15 protein-coding genes and 1 pseudogene are annotated in these 18,801 nt (G+C 64.6%); 6 read left to right on the top strand and 10 right to left on the bottom strand.

The annotated features are described in order from the left end of the window. Window positions 1-32: 32 nt before the first annotated feature. The 6 genes from HZZ13_RS07610 to HZZ13_RS07635 all read right to left on the bottom strand — a co-directional run bounded on the left by HZZ13_RS07610 (window position 33) and on the right by HZZ13_RS07635 (window position 7,502). Window positions 33-1,265, bottom strand: a complete 1,233-nt coding sequence (locus HZZ13_RS07610; protein WP_197959020.1) for an acetyl-CoA C-acetyltransferase — start codon at window positions 1,263-1,265, stop codon at window positions 33-35. A gap of 230 nt (window positions 1,266-1,495) precedes the next feature. Next, window positions 1,496-2,965, bottom strand: coding sequence for a GH1 family beta-glucosidase (locus HZZ13_RS07615; RefSeq protein WP_197959021.1), 1,470 nt, complete (start codon window positions 2,963-2,965; stop codon window positions 1,496-1,498). A gap of 119 nt (window positions 2,966-3,084) precedes the next feature. After that, window positions 3,085-4,062, bottom strand: a complete 978-nt coding sequence (locus HZZ13_RS07620) for a Bug family tripartite tricarboxylate transporter substrate binding protein (protein WP_197959022.1) — start codon at window positions 4,060-4,062, stop codon at window positions 3,085-3,087. 85 nt (window positions 4,063-4,147) lie between these two features. After that, window positions 4,148-4,993, bottom strand: coding sequence for a fumarylacetoacetate hydrolase family protein (locus HZZ13_RS07625; protein ID WP_197959023.1), 846 nt, complete (start codon window positions 4,991-4,993; stop codon window positions 4,148-4,150). Then, a complete protein-coding gene (locus tag HZZ13_RS07630; RefSeq protein WP_197959024.1) occupies window positions 4,990-6,606 on the bottom strand; it encodes a bifunctional 3-(3-hydroxy-phenyl)propionate/3-hydroxycinnamic acid hydroxylase in 1,617 nt (538 codons plus the stop codon). The genes HZZ13_RS07625 and HZZ13_RS07630 overlap by 4 nt, the downstream gene beginning before the upstream one ends. Next, window positions 6,603-7,502, bottom strand: a complete 900-nt coding sequence (locus tag HZZ13_RS07635) for a VOC family protein (RefSeq protein WP_197959025.1) — start codon at window positions 7,500-7,502, stop codon at window positions 6,603-6,605. The genes HZZ13_RS07630 and HZZ13_RS07635 overlap by 4 nt, the downstream gene beginning before the upstream one ends. Before the next feature lie 132 nt (window positions 7,503-7,634). Between HZZ13_RS07635 and HZZ13_RS07640 the strand changes: the two genes are divergently transcribed. Further along, a complete protein-coding gene (locus HZZ13_RS07640) occupies window positions 7,635-8,327 on the top strand; it encodes a GntR family transcriptional regulator (protein WP_197959176.1) in 693 nt (230 codons plus the stop codon). A gap of 29 nt (window positions 8,328-8,356) precedes the next feature. Here the strand turns inward: HZZ13_RS07640 and HZZ13_RS37345 are convergent. Beyond that, window positions 8,357-8,759, bottom strand: a pseudogene (locus HZZ13_RS37345) (hypothetical protein). Window positions 8,760-8,819: 60 nt separating this feature from the next. Next, window positions 8,820-8,987, bottom strand: a complete 168-nt coding sequence (locus HZZ13_RS07650) for a hypothetical protein (protein WP_197959026.1) — start codon at window positions 8,985-8,987, stop codon at window positions 8,820-8,822. A 383-nt stretch (window positions 8,988-9,370) separates the two neighbouring features. On the opposite strand from HZZ13_RS07650, the gene HZZ13_RS07655 reads away from it, so the two are divergent. Genes HZZ13_RS07655 through HZZ13_RS07665 form a run of 3 tightly spaced genes read left to right on the top strand, consistent with a single transcriptional unit; the run spans window position 9,371 to window position 12,896 of the window. After that, window positions 9,371-10,324 carry a sugar-binding protein gene (locus HZZ13_RS07655; RefSeq protein ID WP_197959027.1) on the top strand — a complete coding sequence of 318 codons (954 nt, stop codon included), beginning with the start codon at window positions 9,371-9,373 and terminating at the stop codon, window positions 10,322-10,324. A 32-nt stretch (window positions 10,325-10,356) separates the two neighbouring features. Beyond that, window positions 10,357-11,874, top strand: coding sequence for a sugar ABC transporter ATP-binding protein (locus tag HZZ13_RS07660; RefSeq protein ID WP_197959028.1), 1,518 nt, complete (start codon window positions 10,357-10,359; stop codon window positions 11,872-11,874). Further along, complete coding sequence (locus tag HZZ13_RS07665; RefSeq protein ID WP_197959029.1) at window positions 11,871-12,896, top strand: ABC transporter permease; 1,026 nt, start codon at window positions 11,871-11,873, stop codon at window positions 12,894-12,896. Before HZZ13_RS07660 ends, HZZ13_RS07665 begins: the two co-directional genes overlap by 4 nt. A gap of 73 nt (window positions 12,897-12,969) precedes the next feature. Here the strand turns inward: HZZ13_RS07665 and HZZ13_RS07670 are convergent, their stop codons facing one another. Beyond that, the gene (locus tag HZZ13_RS07670; RefSeq protein ID WP_197959030.1) at window positions 12,970-15,441 is read right to left on the bottom strand and encodes a TonB-dependent receptor; all 2,472 of its coding nucleotides are present in this window, start codon (window positions 15,439-15,441) and stop codon (window positions 12,970-12,972) included. Between the two features lie 164 nt (window positions 15,442-15,605). Beyond that, entirely contained in the window at window positions 15,606-16,958 is a 1,353-nt protein-coding gene (locus tag HZZ13_RS07675) for a histidine kinase (protein ID WP_197959031.1), read from the bottom strand. Between the two features lie 201 nt (window positions 16,959-17,159). Between HZZ13_RS07675 and HZZ13_RS07680 the strand changes: the two genes are divergently transcribed. Both HZZ13_RS07680 and fghA read left to right on the top strand, forming a co-directional pair. Beyond that, a complete protein-coding gene (locus HZZ13_RS07680) occupies window positions 17,160-17,780 on the top strand; it encodes a response regulator (protein ID WP_197959032.1) in 621 nt (206 codons plus the stop codon). A gap of 69 nt (window positions 17,781-17,849) precedes the next feature. Beyond that, window positions 17,850-18,695, top strand: coding sequence for an S-formylglutathione hydrolase (gene fghA, locus HZZ13_RS07685; RefSeq protein WP_197959033.1), 846 nt, complete (start codon window positions 17,850-17,852; stop codon window positions 18,693-18,695). Window positions 18,696-18,801 lie beyond the last annotated feature (106 nt).

The following is an 18,801-nucleotide window of genomic DNA, read 5'->3' on the forward strand; positions in this document are numbered from 1 at the left end:
GTAAAAATGGGGAGAAAGTGAGTGGCGATTGGCTAGACGCGCTCGATGATGATGGCGGGCGCCATGCCGCCGGCGGCGCACATGGTGACGAGACCGCGTTTGAGGTCGCGCCGTTCGAGCTCGTCCAGCACCGTGCCGATCAGGATCGAGCCGGTGGCGCCGATGGGATGGCCGAGCGCGATCGAGCCGCCGTTGACGTTGACCTTGGCCCGGTCGAGCTTGAGGTCACGAATATATTTTTCCGCCACCACGGCGAAGGCCTCGTTGATCTCGAACAGGTCGATGTCGTCGATGGTGAGGCCCGCCTTGGCCAGCACTTTGCGCGTTGCCGGCACCGGCGCGTTCAGCATCAGGGTCGGTGAATCCCCCATGTTGGCCATCGCGACGACGCGGGCCCGGGCTTTAAGGCCGTGGGCCTTGGCGTAAGCGGGCGAGGCCAGCAGGATCGCGGCAGCGCCGTCGACGACGCCGGAGGAGTTGCCGGCGTGATGCACGAAGTCGATATCGAGATCAGGATATTTCTGCAGGATCAGGCCGCGATAGGTCGTACCCTTGTCGTCGAGCGCGTAGTCAGCGATGGCGGGGAACGCCGGCTTCAGGCTGCTGAGGCCTTCCATCGTGGTCTGCGGTCGCGGGTACTCTTCATGATCCAGCGCCAGGCTGCCGTCCTCGCGGTGAACAGGCACGAGACTCTTCTTGAAGTAGCCGTTCGCGATCGCGTGCGCGGCGCGCTTCTGGCTCTCCAGTCCGAGCGCGTCGACGTCCCTTCGGGTGATGCCTTCCAGCGTCGCGATGGCATCGGCGCAGACGCCCTGATGCGACTGCGGATGCCGTGCCCGCAGGCGCAGATTGCCGCCGTCCATCATCATCGGACCGCCGCCGCGGCGTCCCTCCATCGACATCATCTCGCAGCCGCCGGCAATGACGAGGTCTTCCGCACCCGCCATGATCGAGGATGCCGCCATGTTGACGCTGGTGATGCCGCTGCCGCAGAAGCGGTCGAGCGTCACCGCGCTGGCACGCACGTCATAGCCGGCATCGAGCGCCGACATGCGGCCGAGATCGCCGCTTTGCGTTGCCACCTGCGCGCTGCAGCCCCAGACGATGTCATCGACATCGGCGGTGTCGATGCCGGTGCGGTCGGCGAGCGCGCGCAGCACTGTTGCGCCGAGCTGCTGCGGATGAATGCCCGACAGGGCTCCCTTGCCGGCCTTGCCGATGCCCCGCGGGGTGCGGCAGGCATCGATGATCAGCGCGTCAGCCATTGGCGTCGTCCTCTTGTTTATGGGTGTTGAGGGCGTTGTGAATCAGAGGGACTGGCGAGTCAATGCGCGCTGCCCTCTTGGCCTCTCCCTGCGTGCGGGGAGAGGCCGGATTTTACGCCCAGCGGAAAATCCGGGTGAGGGGGAGCTTCCACAAACTCGGTGGCAGCCGGACTCGCGGAGAGTCCCCCTCACCCTGCCTCTCCCCGTAAGAACGGGGAGAGGGAGAATAGCTACGCCCCCGCCGCGTTCTTCGCGATCACGTTGCGATAATAGCTGGCGCTGAGTTTTGCCGTGCGGACCTGGGTGTCGAAATTGACGTGGTACAGCCCGAAACGCTTGTTGAGGCCGTACACCCACTCGAAATTGTCCATCAGGCTCCAGAGAAAATAGCCGCGCACCGGCACGCCTTCGTCGGTGGCGCGCTGGAGCTGGGCGAGATAGTTGCGCAAATACATGATGCGGTCGGTGTCGTAGATCTTGCCGTCGGGCGACACCACATCGTCGCCGGAGGTGCCGTTCTCGCTGATATAGATCGCATCCGTCTTCCAGATTTTCGCCGCCAGCTTCGGCACCCAATAGATCGTCTCGGGCCCGACGCGCAGCCAGTCCGAATTCATGTGCGGGAACGACTTCGGGATCGGCAGCGGCCTGAAGCCCGCGCCCTGGTCGGACGCCACCACATAGTTCTGCGGCGCGTAGATGTTGAGGCCGAGGAAGTCGACCGGCGACGAGATGATCTTGAGCTCCGCATCGGTGTATTTCGGCGCGTTGGGCCCGGCGTATTTCAGGAAGGCGTCGGTATAGCGGCCGGTCATGATGACGTTGAGATAGCCGGCATTCATCTCGCGCAGCGCGATCTCCGCGGCGCGCACGTTTTCCGGCGTGTCGAACGCAGGCGCGCAGGCATCGATGTTCTCCGCCGGCCCCACCCGGGTGCCGCGGCGGCCGTGAGCGCGCACCGCCTGCACCGCGAGCCCGTGCGCCAGCGCGCTGTTGTGCCTGATCTGGTTGACATCGGCCTGCGGCAGCTTCAGGCCCGGCGCGTCGATGCCGATGCCGTAACCGAAATAGACGAAGCGCCCGCTCTCATTGAGCGTGAACACGTTCCCGACGCGGTCGGTGAGGTGCTCGGCGACATAGGCGGCGTAGTCGCCGAAGATCTTGCAGGTCTCGGTCGAGCGCCAGCCGCCGAAGCGGTCTTCGAGCGATTGCGGCAGGTCCCAATGATAGAGGGTCAGCCACGGCTCGATGCCGCTCTTCAGGAGCTCGTCGACGAGACGATTGTAGAAGTCGAGCCCTTTCGGATTGGGCTTGCCGTCGCCGTCCGGAAACAGCCGCGGCCAGGCTACCGAGAAGCGATAGGCCTTGCAGCCGAGCTCCTTGATGAGGGCGATGTCCTCCCGGTAGCGGTGATAGTGCTCGTTGGCGCGGTCGCCGGTGGTGCCGTCCTCGATCTTGCCGGCGATGCGGACGAACTTGTCCCAGATCGAGACCCCTCGCCCGTCCTCCTCGACCGCGCCCTCGACCTGATAGGACGAGGTCGCCGTACCCCAGAGAAAGCCTGCCGGAAAACCGCTGTCGCGCGATGCTGCTGCCGCTGCCGCCGGCTCGGCGTTGGCGCCTTCCAAGGGGGGTGCGATTGCTGCCGCGGACAGTCCCGCAAGCGCAGCGAGCTGGCGACGCGAGATCTTGTCCGACATGTGATGCTGCCCCCGCGATGGTTGTTGCAGCCGTACAATGGCAAGTCAGGGGCAGTTTGAGAAGCAGTGGGGCAGGCGTTGACGATGCAAAAATGCAGAAGCGCCGGCTCCGGAAGCGCCTATTCAGGCTCGATGCCGAGCCCCTGGATGATCTTGCCGGACGAGGCGAGCTGGTCGTCGAGAAAGCGCTTGGCGCCTGCCGCCGTCACGGCATCGCCGACACGGACATCGAAGCCGAGGGTCGGCGCGCGCTCGCGCACATCGGACGATTCCAGGGCGCGCGCAATCTCGGCGCTCAGTTTCGCGACGATGTCGGCGGGAGTACCGGCCGGCGCCATGAACATGAACCAGCCCTGGAGATCGACGCTTTGCAGCATCTCAGCAATCGCGGGAACGTCCGGCAGGGAGTCGATCCGTTTGGAACCTGCTACCGCAACCGGTCGGAGCGTACCCGCCTTGATGAAGGCCTCGGCGATCGAGGCCGATTGGATCGTCACCTGGACGCGGCCTGAGATGGCGTCCTGCACCGCATTCGTGGTCGTGTTGTAGGGAATGAGGACGAAGCCGGTTCCGGCGCTCTTGTTAATGGCTTGAGCGATCAGGCCCGAGAGGTTGCGCGCACCGTCGACGGCGAGGCTCAACGAGCCCGGCGCCGATTTTTCGAGCTTGATCAATTCGGGCAGCGTATTGGCCTTCACCTCGGGATTGACGAGAAGGACGTGGTTGCTCTTGGCCACCATCGCGACCGGCACGAAGTCTTTCACGGGATCGTAGGGGAGCTTCTTGAACGTGTAGGGATTGGTGACGAGCGCCGCCGATGTGGCGAACAGGAATGTGTAGCCGTCCGGAGCGGCACGGGCGACCGACTGCGTGCCGACGAGGTTTGCGGCGCCCGGACGATTCTCGACGACGAACTGCTGCCCGAAGGTCCGCGAGAGCTTTTCGGTGATGAGGCGACACATCACGTCGGGGCTGTTGCCCGCCGGCTGAGGCACGACGACGGTCACGGGCCGCTGCGGCCATGACTGCGCGAAGGCTGGAAGAGAGCAGCAAAGCGCGGCGCCGGCGAGCAGCAGACGACGGGATAATCCGGACATGGGTGTTCCTCCCTCAAGATCCCGCTTTGCGGGCCATTATTGGTCGTTCGCGCGAAGCAGCCGCGGCCGGCAGCAGCTCGCTCGATCAGGCTTCGTCTGTGACGACATTCCTGAGCACGCCGAGGCGTTCGACCTCGATCTCGACGACATCGCCAGGCTTCATCCAGAGCGGCGGCTCGCGCCGCGCGCCGACGCCCCCCGGCGTTCCGCTGACGATGACGTCCCCGGGCTCGAGCCGCGTAAACGTGGAGCAGTATTCGATCTGGCGCGGGATATCGAAGATCATCTGCTTGATCAGGGCTTCCTGCATGACTTGCCCGTTGAGGCGGGTCTGGAGCTTGAGCTCGCCGAGCGGACCGAGCTCGTCCGGGGTCATCATCCAGGGCCCGAACGCGCCGGTATCCGGAAAATTCTTGCCCGGCGTGAATTGATGGGTGTGACGCTGGAAATCGCGAATGCTGCCGTCATTGTAGCAGGAGTAGCCCGCGACATGATCCATGGCATCTGCCCGGGAGATGTAACGTCCCGCCTTGCCGATGATGACCGCAAGTTCGCCTTCGAAATCGAGATCAGTCGAGACGCGCGGCCGCACGATCGGCTGCAAGTGTCCGGTCTGGCTGTTGGCATAGCGCGAGAAAATGGTGGGGTGATCGACCTCGGCGCGGCCCGTCTCCTTGCGGTGGGTCTCGTAGTTCAGGCCCACGCACAGGATCTTGTCCGGGTTCGGGACGACCGGCAGCCAGGTGACCTTCGAGATCGGAACGCCAGCGACGGAGGTCTTTGCATCCGCAACGCCGGCGAAGGCGGCGCCGATGGCGGCCTTGAGATCGGCATAGCGCGCCTTGAGCGCAGCTCCGACATCGAAAAAGCTTTCGCCTTCGACGATGCCCCAGGTGGTACGGCCGTCAATCGACACGGTGGCAAGCTTCACGGTGTTCTCTCCATTTCAGATCGGGAATCTTGTGTTGGTCGGACGTCGCGACGACGCAACTCGATCTCGCGCAGGAGATCACCGAGCCCGGAGGCATTGCGCGCCGTGCCGAAGACGTAATGGTCGGGTCGCACGACTGCGGCAACAACACCGTGGCGGTCGAACCAATTCGCGAGCACGCCCTCGGTCTCTTCAAGGGCATTTGGCAGACCCGCGCCGGCAGGCACGACAGCCGCCGCCGATACGTCCGGGCGCGCGGCACAGAGCGAGAGCATGAAAGCGGCATCATCGCTGCGGCCGTCGATCAACACGCGCCAGCCGGTCCCGGTCACTTCGTCCAGCAAGCGAGCGGCACCGCCCCTCGCGATGCGCGGCTGCGGAAACAGCGTGCCACGTGCGGGCATCTCGTGCTGTGACAGGCACCCTGCGCGGAGCGGCGGAATGATTTCCTGCCGCGTCAAACGCTGCGGCTTGCCGCTGCCGTCGGCGAGGATTTGCGCATCGCGCCGCCGGGCGGCTGCCGGATCGCGTTCGCATATGGACTGGCCGATGGCCTTGATCTTGCCGGTCAGCTCGATGACATGCTGCTTCCGTTCGATCCCGTAGCTGTCGAGCAGGCCGTCGGAGGAGACGCCTTTGAGCACGTGATCCAGCTTCCAGACGAGGTTCGTGGCGTCGCGCAGGCCCTGGCACATGCCCTGGCCGATGAAGGGAGGCTGCTGGTGCGCGGCATCGCCGGCGATCAGGATCCTGCCGTTGCGCCACTCTGTGGCAACGAGCGCGTGAAAGCGATAGGAGGCTGCCCGCCACAATTCCCCGTCCTGTGGCGTGAGCCAGGGCGCGAGCAGCTTCCAGACATTTTCGGGCCGCTCCATCTGCCGCCCGTCTTCACCCGGCAGCAGCATGATCTCCCAGCGGCGATGGTTCTTCGGGCCGATCAGGAAGCTCACGGGGCGCGCCGGATTGCAGAATTGCGCGGAGCATTGCGGCAGGCGTGCAAGCGCGTCTTCGTTCACGCGGACGTCGACCACCAGCCAGGGCTCATCGAAGATGAGGTCCTCGAGCGCGAGACCTGCGATCTGACGCACGGTGCTCGATGCGCCGTCGCAGCCGAGCACGTAGCGCGCCGTCACGGAGCGGTTCTGTCCATCACTGTTCTTCAGGCATGCTTCGACGCGATCGGGCGCTTGAACGAGACCGAGCAGCTCGACGCCGAGTTCGGCACGCACATTGGAAAAACCGGTCGCGTGGCGGCGCAGCTCGGCCTCGACCGCGGGCTGGCTGAACACCATGCTCGGCGTGTAGCCGAGCGGATAGGGCTTTGCGACCATGTCGATGCGCCGGATCAGCTGGCCGTCGACGCCAAAATGCTCCGATGCGGTGAATGGCTCGATATAGGGCGAAATTGCATCTGCAAGGCCCATATTGTCGAGGTGACGGAAAATCTCGTGATCGAGCGCGATCGCGCGCGGCTTGTTGTAGACGTCGGTGAGCCTGTCGATGACGAGGGTGCGATGACCGAGGCGGCCGAGCAGGCCTGCGGCGACGGCGCCGGTCGGCCCGAAGCCGACGACGAGCACGTCGCAGTCGAGGGCGGCAGCCGTATCCGTCATGCGCGCGCCGTCGCGAAGGGAACGGCGAGCTGCGCCGTCTTACAGGCCTCCGATTTCGGCGGGGCTATGCCCCATTGATCGGTCCGTCCCGGAGGCCAGACCCAATCGCTCGGACCTTTCGCGACGTAGCTGTCGTCGATCTGCAAGACTTCGGCTGTGTATTCGATCACGACACCTGCCGGGTCGACGAAATAGGCGAACACGTTGTCGCCCGGACCGTGGCGGCCGACGCCCCAGCCGATCGGATAGTCATGATCGATCATGCGGCCGGAGCCGCGCATCACGGACTCGAGGTCAGGCATGAGGAAGGCGACGTGATTGAGGCCGTTGCGGGGGGCCTCCGCCAGCACGATCGCGTGGTGATCGCTGTTGCAGCACAGGAAGGCCATCAGCTTGGACCGATCCGATAGCCTGAACCCCAACGTCTCCTGGTAGAAGGCCGAGAGCTTTTCGATGTCGGCGCTGTTGATGTTGACATGCGCCAGCCGCTCGGGGCGGTCGGCGATCACGCGCGCCGGCTTGGTACGATCGCCATGAACGAACTCGATGACGCATCCCTGCGCTTCACGGACCACGAAACTCGCCCCACCCGACGGCGCAGGCGACAGCGCGGGCGAGCTGATCACCTCGCAGCCGGCTTGCCGCGCACGCGCGAACAAGCGGTGCAGATCGTCATGGGAGCGGGTGCGGAAGCTGATCTTGCGGAGCGATGTCGCCTCGCCCGGCGTGAGCTCGAGGACGTGGAAGTCGCTGCCCGTTGCGGCAAGGTACACGGTGCCGCCCGCTTCCGCCGCGACGTCGAGGCCCCAGACCTTGCTGTAGAACTCGACCGAGCCGACAAGCTGCGGCGTCGTGATTTCGACGCTGCGCAGGGCCGTCACCGGAAAGGCGGACATTTGGCTTCCTTGTCAGGGGACACGAACGTCACCCCTTAATATGTAAAAAGTAGCACGTAAAGCAAAAATTTATAAATAGATGGCTGGCGCTATGCTAATGTACATAAGTACTGGAGAATCTGATGGATGCCGATGAGCACTGACGGCCAAAGGGATGACCAGCCGGCGACGCTGGCGACCACGATCTACGCGCGCCTCAAGGCCGACATCCTGACGACGCGGCTCGAGCCCGGACGAAAGCTCCAGTCGCGCTTCCTGATGGAGCAATACAATGTCGGGCAGACGCCGCTGCGCGAGGCGCTCAACCGCCTGACCACCGAAGAGTTCGTCGTCGGCATGGAGCAGCGCGGCTTCTATGTGAAGGACGTCAGCAAGGAGGAGCTGCAGGAGCTGACCAAGACGCGGTGCTGGGTCGAAGGCCTGGCGCTTCGCGAATCCATGCAGAATGCGACCCAGACCTGGGAAGAGGCTCTGCTGGTTGCGCATCACCGGCTCGATCGCACGCCGCGCTCGCTCAAGCCCGACACATTCGAGAACAATCCGGATTGGGAGAAGGTGCACCGCGCTTTCCACACGACGCTGATCGGACTTTGCGGGTCACGGCCGCTGCTCGGCTTCTGCGAGCAGCTTGCCGACCGGCTCTATCGCTATCGCATGATGTCGATCGCGAAGGCCTATCCGGCGCGCAAGATCGGTGCCGAGCACAGCGATATCTTGCAGGCGGTTCTCGGCAGGGACAGTGAGCGGGCCGTGCATCTGCTTCAGCAGCACTATCAGCGTACGGCCGACGTCATCTATTCCGATCTCGCCGGTTTCCTGGGGTAGCTTCGTCTCAGGAACATGGCGCGCTGCGTTCAGCGCGCGCGCTTCGGCAATTTCGGCAGCTTGTCGGGATTGAATGCCGGCATCTGCCCTGGTGGTTCAGGTGCGGGCGGCTTTTGTTCCGTGAGAATGAGCGTTCCGTGGAGGATCATGCCCGGCGCCTGAGGTGCCGTCGCGGTGTAAGTCGCGATCTTGCCAGGGCAGCTTCCTTCGATCGTCAACGTCAGCTCATGATCGTTGCCGAACACGGTGGCGCGACCTTCGGTGTGCCGCTTCGTCAATACGATTGCGGTGAAGCTGTCACCATCGACCTCGCAGGTGATAGGTCATCAGGCTGTCACGGCCCCAGATCTGGCCGTCTGCGACATGGACGATCCCGGTACCCTGGTCGATCGGCGTCTTGTACCATGCCGCGTAGCTGCCGTCCTTCAGCATGGGAGCAGCCTCCTTGGTGTTCCCACGCCGACAATTGGCATCATCAGCGCCAACAAACGGTTAATGACCGGGCCCGTGCCAATCCGGTCTTTCCTTGCGCAGCTCGGCCTCGAGCTCCTCGATGATGCTGTGAAGCAGACTCGCTGCAAGCGGATCGGTCACCTCGCGCTCCAGATGCCGGTAACGCGCAATCTTAAATTCCTGCTCTCTCACCTGGCGATCTGTCATCAGACGGGCCCTCCGGCGAACCGACGCGGAAACGGCCGGAGAGTTTCGTTACAATTTTCGGATCATTTGTGATGGTTTCCAATCGGTTAAAGGCGCGGCCGGGTTGCGGATTGCCCGAAAAGGCTGCCGTGGGACCGGCGACACCAGCCTGAGCGCGGCGGTTGACGTCCAGGCCGTTGCTTCCAATTGCGTGCGCGGCGGGCTTCTGCTAGCTTGAGGTACGTGCCTCATTTCACCTCGCCGGCCGGGTCGTTGACCCGCCTCTGCCGCAACGATGCGGGTGGCGGCTGATTGCCGCGCCGCTGGGGGTGGGGCATGCGCCCAATCTGGGCTCAAGCAGAGTTGGCCATCGAAAAGGGCCGACCGCCTTTGGGGAGGATGATATGCAGCGTCTCTTGGTTGCGGGTGTGTCTGTTGCCTTCGCGATTGCAGCGGGGGTCGGCTCGGCCGGTGCGGCGGACAAGAAGGTTCTGGCCTTCGTCGTCAATGGCGCATCCGATTTCTGGAAGATCGCCGAGGCCGGGATGAAGAAGGCCCAGGGCGAGCTACCCAACTACGACCTCCAGTTCAAATATCCGGAACAGGCCGCGGCGGCCGTGCAGCAGCGCGTGATGGACGACCTCGTCGCCGCCGGTGCCGCCGGCATCATGGTCAGCGCGGTCGATCCGAAGAACCAGACCGAGCATCTCAACAAGGTTGCGTCTCAGACGGTGCTGTTCACCACCGACAGCGACGCGCCGCAATCCAAGCGCGTGGCCTATATCGGCTCCTCCAACACCGACCTCGGCAAGGAGGCTGGAAAGCTGATGGTCAAGGCGCTGCCGAACGGCGGCAAATGCGTCGGCTTCGTCGGCCTGCCCGGCGCCGACAATGCGCGCGAGCGCATCGAAGGCGTGAAGGAGACCATCAAGGGCTCGAAGGTCGAGCTCGTCGACGTTCGCGGCGACGAGATCGACCAGACCCGCGCCAAGCGCAACGTCGAGGACATCCTCGCCGCCATGCCCGATGTGAGCTGCCTCGTCGGCTTCTACTCCTACAACACGCCGCGGATCTACGAGGTGCTCAAGGAGGCCGGCAAGCTCGGCAAGATCAAGATCATCGGCTTCGACGAGGATCCGATTACGCTCGGCGGCGTCAAGGAAGGCAGCATCGTCGGCACGGTGGTGCAGCAGCCGTTCGAATGGGGCTATCAGGGCATGAAGCTGATGGCGAACTACATCAGCGGCGAGAAGTCCGGCATTCCGGCCAACGGCATCATCATCGTGCCCGGCAAGGTCATCGAAAAGGCGAATGTCGATGACTTCATGGCCTCGATGAAGCAGATGCTGAAGAAATAGGGGTATCCCCGCTGCCCGCCCCGCAGCCTGCCATGTCAGAACCATTTCTCGAACTGGTTGACATCAGCAAGAGCTATCCTGGCGTGGTCGCCCTCGACCACGTCAGTCTCCAGGTCTCGCCCGGCGAGGTCATTGCGCTGATCGGCGAGAACGGCGCCGGCAAGTCGACGCTGATGCGCGTGCTCGGCGGGGTCGTGGAGCCGAGCGGCGGCGTCATCCGTGTCGACGGCACCGCGCGAGGCTCGCTCACCGTGGCGGACGCGATCAAGGCGGGCATCGCCTTCGTCCATCAGGAACTGAACCTCTTCGACAATCTCGATGTCGCCGGCAACGTCTTCATCGGCCGCGAGCCCGTGCACGGCGGGCCCTTGCGGCTGATCGACCGCAAACGGATGTATGCCGATGTCGCTCCGCTGCTGGAGCGGCTGGGCTGCGATTTCGCGGCCGATGCCCCGCTCGCCGAACTGTCGCTGGCGCAGCGCCAGCTCGTCGAGATCATGAAGGCGCTTTCGCTCGATGCTCGGCTCGTCATCATGGACGAGCCGACCTCGAGCCTGACGCTCGCCGAGACGGACCGCTTGATGCGGACCGTGGCCGGCCTGAAAGCCCACGGGGTCAGCATCATCTTCATCACCCATCGGCTCAACGAGGTGATGCAGTGCGCCGACCGTGCGGTCGTGCTGCGCGACGGCCGCGTGGTCGGTGCACTGACGCGTGCGGAGCTCTCGCCGGCGGCGATGATCCGCCTGATGATCGGCCGCGACCTGAAATCGCTCTACGTTCCGCCGGCCGCGCCGCCCGGCGACAGCGTCCTCGATATCGTCGATGCCGTCACCGACACCTATCCCGGCCGCGCCGTGAGTCTGTCGGTTCGCCGCGGCGAGATCCTCGGACTTGCCGGTCTCGTCGGATCCGGCCGCACCGAGCTCGCGCGCGCCGTCTTCGGCATCGACCCATTGCGTGACGGCGCGATAATACTCGATGGCGAGCCGATCCGGATCGCAAGCCCACGGGCTGCCATCGAACAAGGCATCTATCTCGTTCCGGAGGACCGCAAGGGCGCGGGCCTGCTGCTCGACGTCTCGATCACCGAAAACATCTCGCTGCCGGATCTGGCGTCCTATATGCGCTTCTGGCTGGTGGATACCGCGCGCGAGAACGACAATGCGGTGCGTCAGCGGGAGCGCCTCAAGATCCGCGCGCCCGACGTCAGGACCGCCGTTGGCTCTCTATCGGGAGGCAACCAGCAGAAGGTCGTGCTCGCCAAATGGCTATCGATGCGGCCGAAGGTCCTGATCGTCGACGAGCCGACGCGCGGGGTCGATGTCGGAGCCAAGCAGGAGATCTACGGCATGCTGCGCCGCCTGACCGATGCCGGCGTGGCGATCCTGATGATCTCCAGCGACATGGAAGAGGTGATCGGGGTCAGCGACCGGCTCGCGGTCATGCATGAAGGCGCCATCTCGGGCTTCCTTGATCGCAGCCAATTCAGTGAGCACAATGTACTGCAGCTTGCCGTCGGCCACACAATCGAGGCGGAGGGACCTTGAGCAAGAAAGACCTGAGCCTTTTGGTTCTGATTCTGGTGGTCGGGACCGTCGTCGCCCTGATCAATCCGAGATTTCTGTTCGTCGGCAATCTCTCGAACACCGCCAATCAGATCGGGCTGTTCGGCATCTTCTCCATTGCGGAAGCCTTCATCATCATCATCGGCGGGATCGAGCTGTCGGTCGGTTCGGTGATCGCACTGCTGGGCGTCCTGTTCATCGACCTCATCGTCAATCACGACGTCAACTGGGTGGTAGCCCTTGCGATGATCGTCGCGGCGGGGCTCGTGATCGGCCTCGTTCATGGCGCGCTGGTGACCAGGATGCGGATCCAGCCTTTCGTGGTGACGCTGTGCGGTCTCCTGATCTACCGCGGCGCGGCGCGCTATTACACCGAAGATGCGACGGCAGGCTTCGGCTTCGGCGCGAGTTTTCCGACGCTCGAATGGTTGGCCGCCGGCCGCACCAACGTGCTCGGATTCCCGCTGCCGCACAGCGTGGTGGCGCTTGCCGTGGTGGCCGTGATCGCCTGGGTGGTGCTGCACCGCTCGGTGTTCGGCCGCTATCTCTTTGCCGTCGGCAAGAACGAGGAAGCGGCACGCTATTCCGGCATTCGTACCAACCGCGTGATCGTCTCGGCCTATGTCATCTGTGGCGGGCTGACTGCGTTTTCGGCAATCCTGATCGCGATGTACACCCGTTCGATATCGCCGGCCGTGCACGGCTCGTTCTACGAGCTCTACGCCATCGCCGCCGCCGTGCTCGGCGGCTGCTCCTTGCGCGGCGGCGAAGGCTCGATCGTCGGCGTCGTGCTCGGCACCGTGTTGCTCCAGGTGCTGCAGAATCTCGTCAACCTCCTGGGCATTCCGAGCTCGCTCAATTTCGCGGTGATGGGAACGGTGATCCTGGCCGGCGTCCTCGGCGATCAGTACCTGGTGCAACGACGCCACCGCGTGGGGGCGGCCAAAGACCGGGTGCAGGCGAGCGTCGCGGCGGCTCCGTTCGAGCGCGTGAAGGTGGAGTGAAAGCGAGGGTTGCGTCGGCATGTGGCCGACATAAGCGGCCACCAAAGAGAGGACGCGGGAACTTCCAACATATCTAGAACGTCACCCGCATCCCCGCGTAGAACGCGCGCGGCCGTGCCGGGCTGAGCGAGCGCGGGTCGGTGAAGGCATTGCCGCCGTTGGTGAAGTTGGGCAAGGCCCCGGTGTCGAAGAACTGTCCATAGGTCGCGTAGCGCTTGTCGAAGATGTTGTCGATGCGGCCATAGAGCTGGATGTTCTTCGTCACCTGGTAGGAGGTGTGGAGATTGAACACCGTGTAGGACGGCAGCTTCGCGAACTGGTTCGACTCGTCGCCGACGAGGTATTGGCTGGAGACGAACAACGCGTTGCCGCCGACCTTCCAGACGTCGGTCACGGCGTAGTCGACGCCGACCTTGACGCGATGGCGCGGGATCGCGGGGATCTGGTTGCCGGGCCTGACCTGGATGGTCTCTGTGGTAGGATCTCTGAACGGGCTCTCCGAGCCGAGCTCGAGCGGATCGAGGAAGCGCGCGTCGACGAATGCATAGCTCGCCTGAAACTGCAGCGTGGGCGATTTGATGCTGACTTCGGCTTCGAGTCCTTGCCGCCTTGTGCGGCCGACATTGGAGAAATAGCCGAAGCCGGTCCGCCCGACGGCAGGCACCGCGACGATGTCGTCATAATTGGTGGCGCGGAAGCCGCCGACCTTCCATCCGAGCGTGCCGATGTTCAGCTCCTTGGTGCCGCGAAAACCGGCTTCCACGGTCTTGGAGACGACCTGCTTCAACGGCGGATCCGAAACCAGGAACGCCGCGAGCAGGCAGGGCCTGACGGGATCGGCGCAGCCGAGCTCGAGCGGCGTCGGGACGCGGTTGGCCTCGGAATAGCCGGCATAGGCGGTCAGCTCAGGCGTGATCTTGTAGGTGCCGCCGATGATCGGGTTGAAACGAGTGAATGTGTGATCGCCGTTGAGCGCGGTCCCGAGCTGGTCCTCCAGCGAGATCCGCGCCACGTTGAAGCGGCCGCCGCCCGTGATGGCGAAAGCATTTGTGACGTTGAACGTGTCCATCGCATAGAGGCCGTTGTACTGGTTGACGGTCCGCAGCGAGACGGGGCCGGCAACCGGGTTTACCGCGGGGGTCGCGCCCAGGAAAACGCCGCTGCCTCTGACGACGTAGTTCTCTCCGATCGAGCCGATCTCGGCGGTGGCGTTGTAGCGCGTGACACTGGCGTCGTAGGTTGCACCCATCAGGAAGCGGTTGTCGTGGCCGAACAGTTGATCGGTGTTGGTCGCCTGCCCCGACACGCCGAGCGTGGTCGAACGGATCGAGCCCCGGTCGATCTCGCCGAGGATGGTGCCCGGCGCAAAGGGATTGGCGAGTTGCACGCCGCCCGCGCCGTTCGCGGCGGTGGTGTCATCGCCGAAGCACAGCAGCGCCGGATCCGCACCGCACTCCTGCACGTCGGTCGGGTTGCCGTCGACCACCTTCTGCTCGTACCTGCGCACGTGAGCGGTGCCTTCCAGCGTCCAGGTCGGCGTCGCGTCGACCTTGCCGGTCAGGTTGAGATAGCCGACGCGATTGGAGGTGGTCTGCGGCGTGGTGTAGGTCGCGCCCCAATATTTGTCGAGCAGCTCGGCCGGGACGGTGGCGTTGGCGCCGAAATCGTTCTTGGCGACGCCCATATTGGCGTGGAATTCGCTGTCGCCTGCCTTGTAGCCGACATCGCCGTAAAAGCGCCGTACCGTCGATCGGGAAAAATTGCGGAAGCCGTTGTCGCGCAGTCCTTCGAGTGCAGCATAGACGGCGTAGTTCTGATCGACCTGCTTGCCCCATTGCGCCGAACCCTGGATGCGCCCGAACGATCCGCCCATGAGGTCGAGCTCGGCGCCCTGATAGGTGAAGCCGTCCTTCATTTGCAGGTTGATCGCGCCGCCGAGCGCGTTGAGGCCGAAGGCCGGGTTGTTGGTGACCAGCGTCACCGACCTGATCGCGGCCGTGGGGATCAGGTCCCAGTTCACGGCATCCGAGAATGCCTCGTTGATACGGACGCCGTTCTGGTACACCGCAAGGCCTTGCGGTGTACCGGTCACGGGCGAGGCGACGAAGCCGCGGAATTCGACATCCGGCTGGAACGGATTGCCGGTGACTTCGCTGATGTTGACGCCGGCGATGTTGTCGCGCAGCGCGTCCGTGACGTTCAGCGAACCCGTGCGCCTGATCTGGTTGGCATCGACGGCATTGATCGCCGACGGGACCTTGTCGACGTCGAGACCACGGCCGATGCCCGGCGAGGTCGGATAGACGTAGATCCGTCTCCTCGGCGCGGCGGACGACGGCGCCCCGACCCGCGCAACCGGTCGCGACGGCGCCGCGCGCCGCGTCGCCGGAGGTGGTGCGGAGACCTCGACCGGCGGCAGGTTCTGGACGTTGGTCTCCTCGTCCGGCGCGGCCCCGGCAGGGCTCGCAAAGATCAAGCCCGATACCAGCCCGGTCGACACCGAGGCCATCAACACACCACGCTTGAACGGAACACCCCTGCCCATCCCCGCCTTCCCATCCGTGACCACCGACTGTCTTGATTTTGCGCCGATTGGTCGAGGCGAGTTTATTCGGCCGCAATGAGGGCGCCAGCCACAAAAGGTCGGGTCCAATCCGCACCCATTTTCCCGACCAAATCGGGAATTTTTCCCGATCGCTTCGGATGCGATCAGGTTGCCGCTGTCGGCACTAGCGCTTCCACGGTCACGCCGCCGTCACCGGAGACCACATTAAGCGTGCCGCCGAGCGCCAGGATCCGCTCGCGCATGCCGACCAGACCGAAGCCGAGCTTCTGGCCCGGCTCCATGCCACGGCCGTTGTCGCTGACCCGCACCCGGGCGCAGCCGCGGCCGCCGGCCTGCTCGACCGGCTCGATGACGACGCTGACCGAGGTCGCGCCGGCATGGCGGAATACGTTGGTGAGCGCCTCCTGCACGATGCGGTAGATGGTGAGATCGGCGGTCTCGCCGGTTGGGCCAAGCGCCGGCGAGATCGAGGTCTCGATCGCAACGTCGGGACGCGACTCCCGCCACAGCCGCGTCAGGGATTTGAGCGCCTGGCGCAAGCCGAGCTCGGCGAGGCCCACGGGCCGAAGGCGCTCCAGCACGCGGCGGTTGAACTGCTGGAGTGCATTGATCTGCTCCAGCATGGCGCTGCCATGTTTTCGCACGGCATCCGCGCTCGGCTCGCGTCCGTCCGCCTGCTTGGCCAGCGCGCTCGCATGCGCGCGGAGCGAGAACAGATAGGGTCCGAACTCGTCATGCAATTCGCGCGCGATCTCCTTGCGCTCGATGTCCTGCAGAGACACCGCACGCTCGGCGAGGCGCCGCTTGTCCTCGACCGCTTCACCAAGCGTCGCCGCAAGATGGTTGAGCCTGGTGCAGATCGCGGCGAGCTCCGGCGCGCCGCCCGGCGCGACACGGGCCTCGTAATGTCCGCTTTCGAGCTTCCCCATCGCCTCTGCCAGCGACTGCAGCGGTGCCAGCGCACGGCCGACCACCTTCATCATCAGGAAAAACAGCGCGAGCGCGATCACCGAGCCGACCTCGAGCTGGGTCACGATGCCGTCCCAGATCTCGGCCATCTCGTCGTCGGGATGCGAGATGATCACGAGCGAGCCGGGCTTGCCCCGGAGCGAGACCGGCACGCTGACCGCGGTCTGCTCCGGATGAACCAGGCTGACGAACCAGGCCGGCGGGCCGCGCGTGTCGGCATCAGTGCCGAGCCGGGGCGGCGTCAGCGGGTTCCCAGCGGAATCGTGCAGCGCGATGCTGACATGGCGCAGGCGGCTGAGATCGCGGCCGATCTGGTTCAGCCGGGCATCCGGATCCAGCGCCTCGTTGAGATCGGCAACGATCATCTCGATGAATTCGCGCGCGAGGCGGATCACGCTCTGGTCCTCGGCCTGCACGCGCGGGCCGGCCTCGGCGACCTGGCGGCCGATATTGACCGCGAGCCCCAGCGCCAGCAGCAACGCCAGCAAGAGATTGATGCGCCCTCGCAAGGAAAGATTCTGCCACATTGGTCTCGCTCGTACCTCGCGAAGGGCCGGCGCCTGTCCGACGACGTTGACAGAGGCGAACCGCCCGATATCTAATCGGAAGCGTACAGCAATCCCGGCCGGGTTGCATGAGCCGACACGAGACGCGCGTCTTGCCTGGTCAGGCTCATGCGGCGCAGAACAGGCAAGCTCCAAGGGAACGGGCTGTCGCGGGGAACGCCTATGCGCATTCTGATCGTCGACGATCATCCCATCGTCGCCTCCGGCTGCCGCGCCGTGCTGGCCGACGAAGGCGAGATCGAAATCTTGGAGGCCGCCGACGCCGAAGACGGCGAGTGCGTCTTCATCGTCGAACGTCCCGACCTCTGCATCATCGACATCAATTTGCCGACCGTCTCCGGCTTCGAGCTCGCGCGCCGCATCCTCGAGCGCGCGCCCGAGGCCCGCATCATCATGTTCAGCATGAATGACGACCCCGCTTTCGCCGCCCGCGCGATCGAGTGCGGCGCCAAGGGCTACGTCTCCAAGACCGGCGACCCCGACGACCTCGTCGAGGCGATCCGCGCCGTCGGAAGCGGCGGCACCTATCTTCCGACCGCGATCGCGCGCAGCATCGCTTTCGCCGGACCGACGCTGGCGCAAAACCCGCTCTCGAAGCTGAACGCGCGCGAGATGGAGATCCTGCGGCTGCTCAGCGCCGGCAAGAGCCTGTCCGAGATCGCGTGGCTGGTGCAATCGTCCTACAAGACGGTGGCCAATACCTCGTCCCTCATGCGCCAGAAGCTCGGGGTCAAGACTTCGGTCGAGCTGGTGCGGCTGGCGATCGACAGCGGCGTCGCCTGATCACGCCACGAATTCGGTCACACAAGCGTTGCAATCTTGATGTGGTGAGATGCCACGGAGTCCTTGCGCATGACGATTCAGACTGTCTCGACCAACAAATCCCATGGCGGCGTGCAGGGCGTTTATCGCCATGCCAGCCAGGCGACCGGAACCGACATGGTGTTCTCGGTCTATATCCCGCCGTATGCGGACGGCGCCAAGCTGCCCGTGGTCTGGTATCTCTCCGGGCTCACCTGCACGCATGCCAACGTCACCGAGAAGGGCGAATTCCGCAGGGCCTGCGCCGAGCTCGGCCTGATCTTCGTCGCGCCCGACACCTCCCCGCGCGGGCCCGACGTGCCGGGCGATGCCAACAACGCCTATGATTTTGGCTTAGGTGCCGGCTTCTATGTCGACGCCACGCAACAGCCGTTCGCGCGCAATTATCGCATGTGGAGCTACGTCACTGACGAGCTGCCGAAGCTCGTTGCGGAGAACTTTCCGGTCGATGCCAGGCGGCAATCGGTCATGGGGCATTCGATGGGCGGTCACGGCGCGCTGACGGTGGCGCTGCGCAACCCGCACCGCTTTCGAGCAGCCAGCGCCTTTGCCCCGATCGTGGCGCCCTCGCTGGTACCCTGGGGCATCAAGGCGCTGACCGGATATCTCGGGCCGAACAAGGATTCCTGGCGCAACCACGACACGGTGGCGCTGATCGAGGACGGCGCGAAATTCTCCGGCTTCCTGATCGACGTCGGCGAGGCCGACAATTTCCTGAATGAGCAGCTCAAGCCGGAGCTGCTCGAGGCCGCCTGCGCCAAGGCCGGCATCCCGCTGACGCTGCGGCGCCAGGCGGGCTACGACCACAGCTATTATTTCATCTCGACCTTCATGAGCGATCACCTGCACTGGCATGCGCAGAAACTGAAGGCGTGATGCTTGCTTACCCTCCCCTGGAGGGGGAGGGTCGCTTCACATCGAGCGAAGCGAGAAGTGAAGCGGGGTGGGGTGATCTCTCCACGCGGGCACCGCCTCAAAGGAG

The sequence above is a fragment of the Bradyrhizobium agreste genome, assembly GCF_016031625.1.
In the GTDB taxonomy this organism is placed as follows: Bacteria; Pseudomonadota; Alphaproteobacteria; order Rhizobiales; family Xanthobacteraceae; genus Bradyrhizobium; species Bradyrhizobium agreste.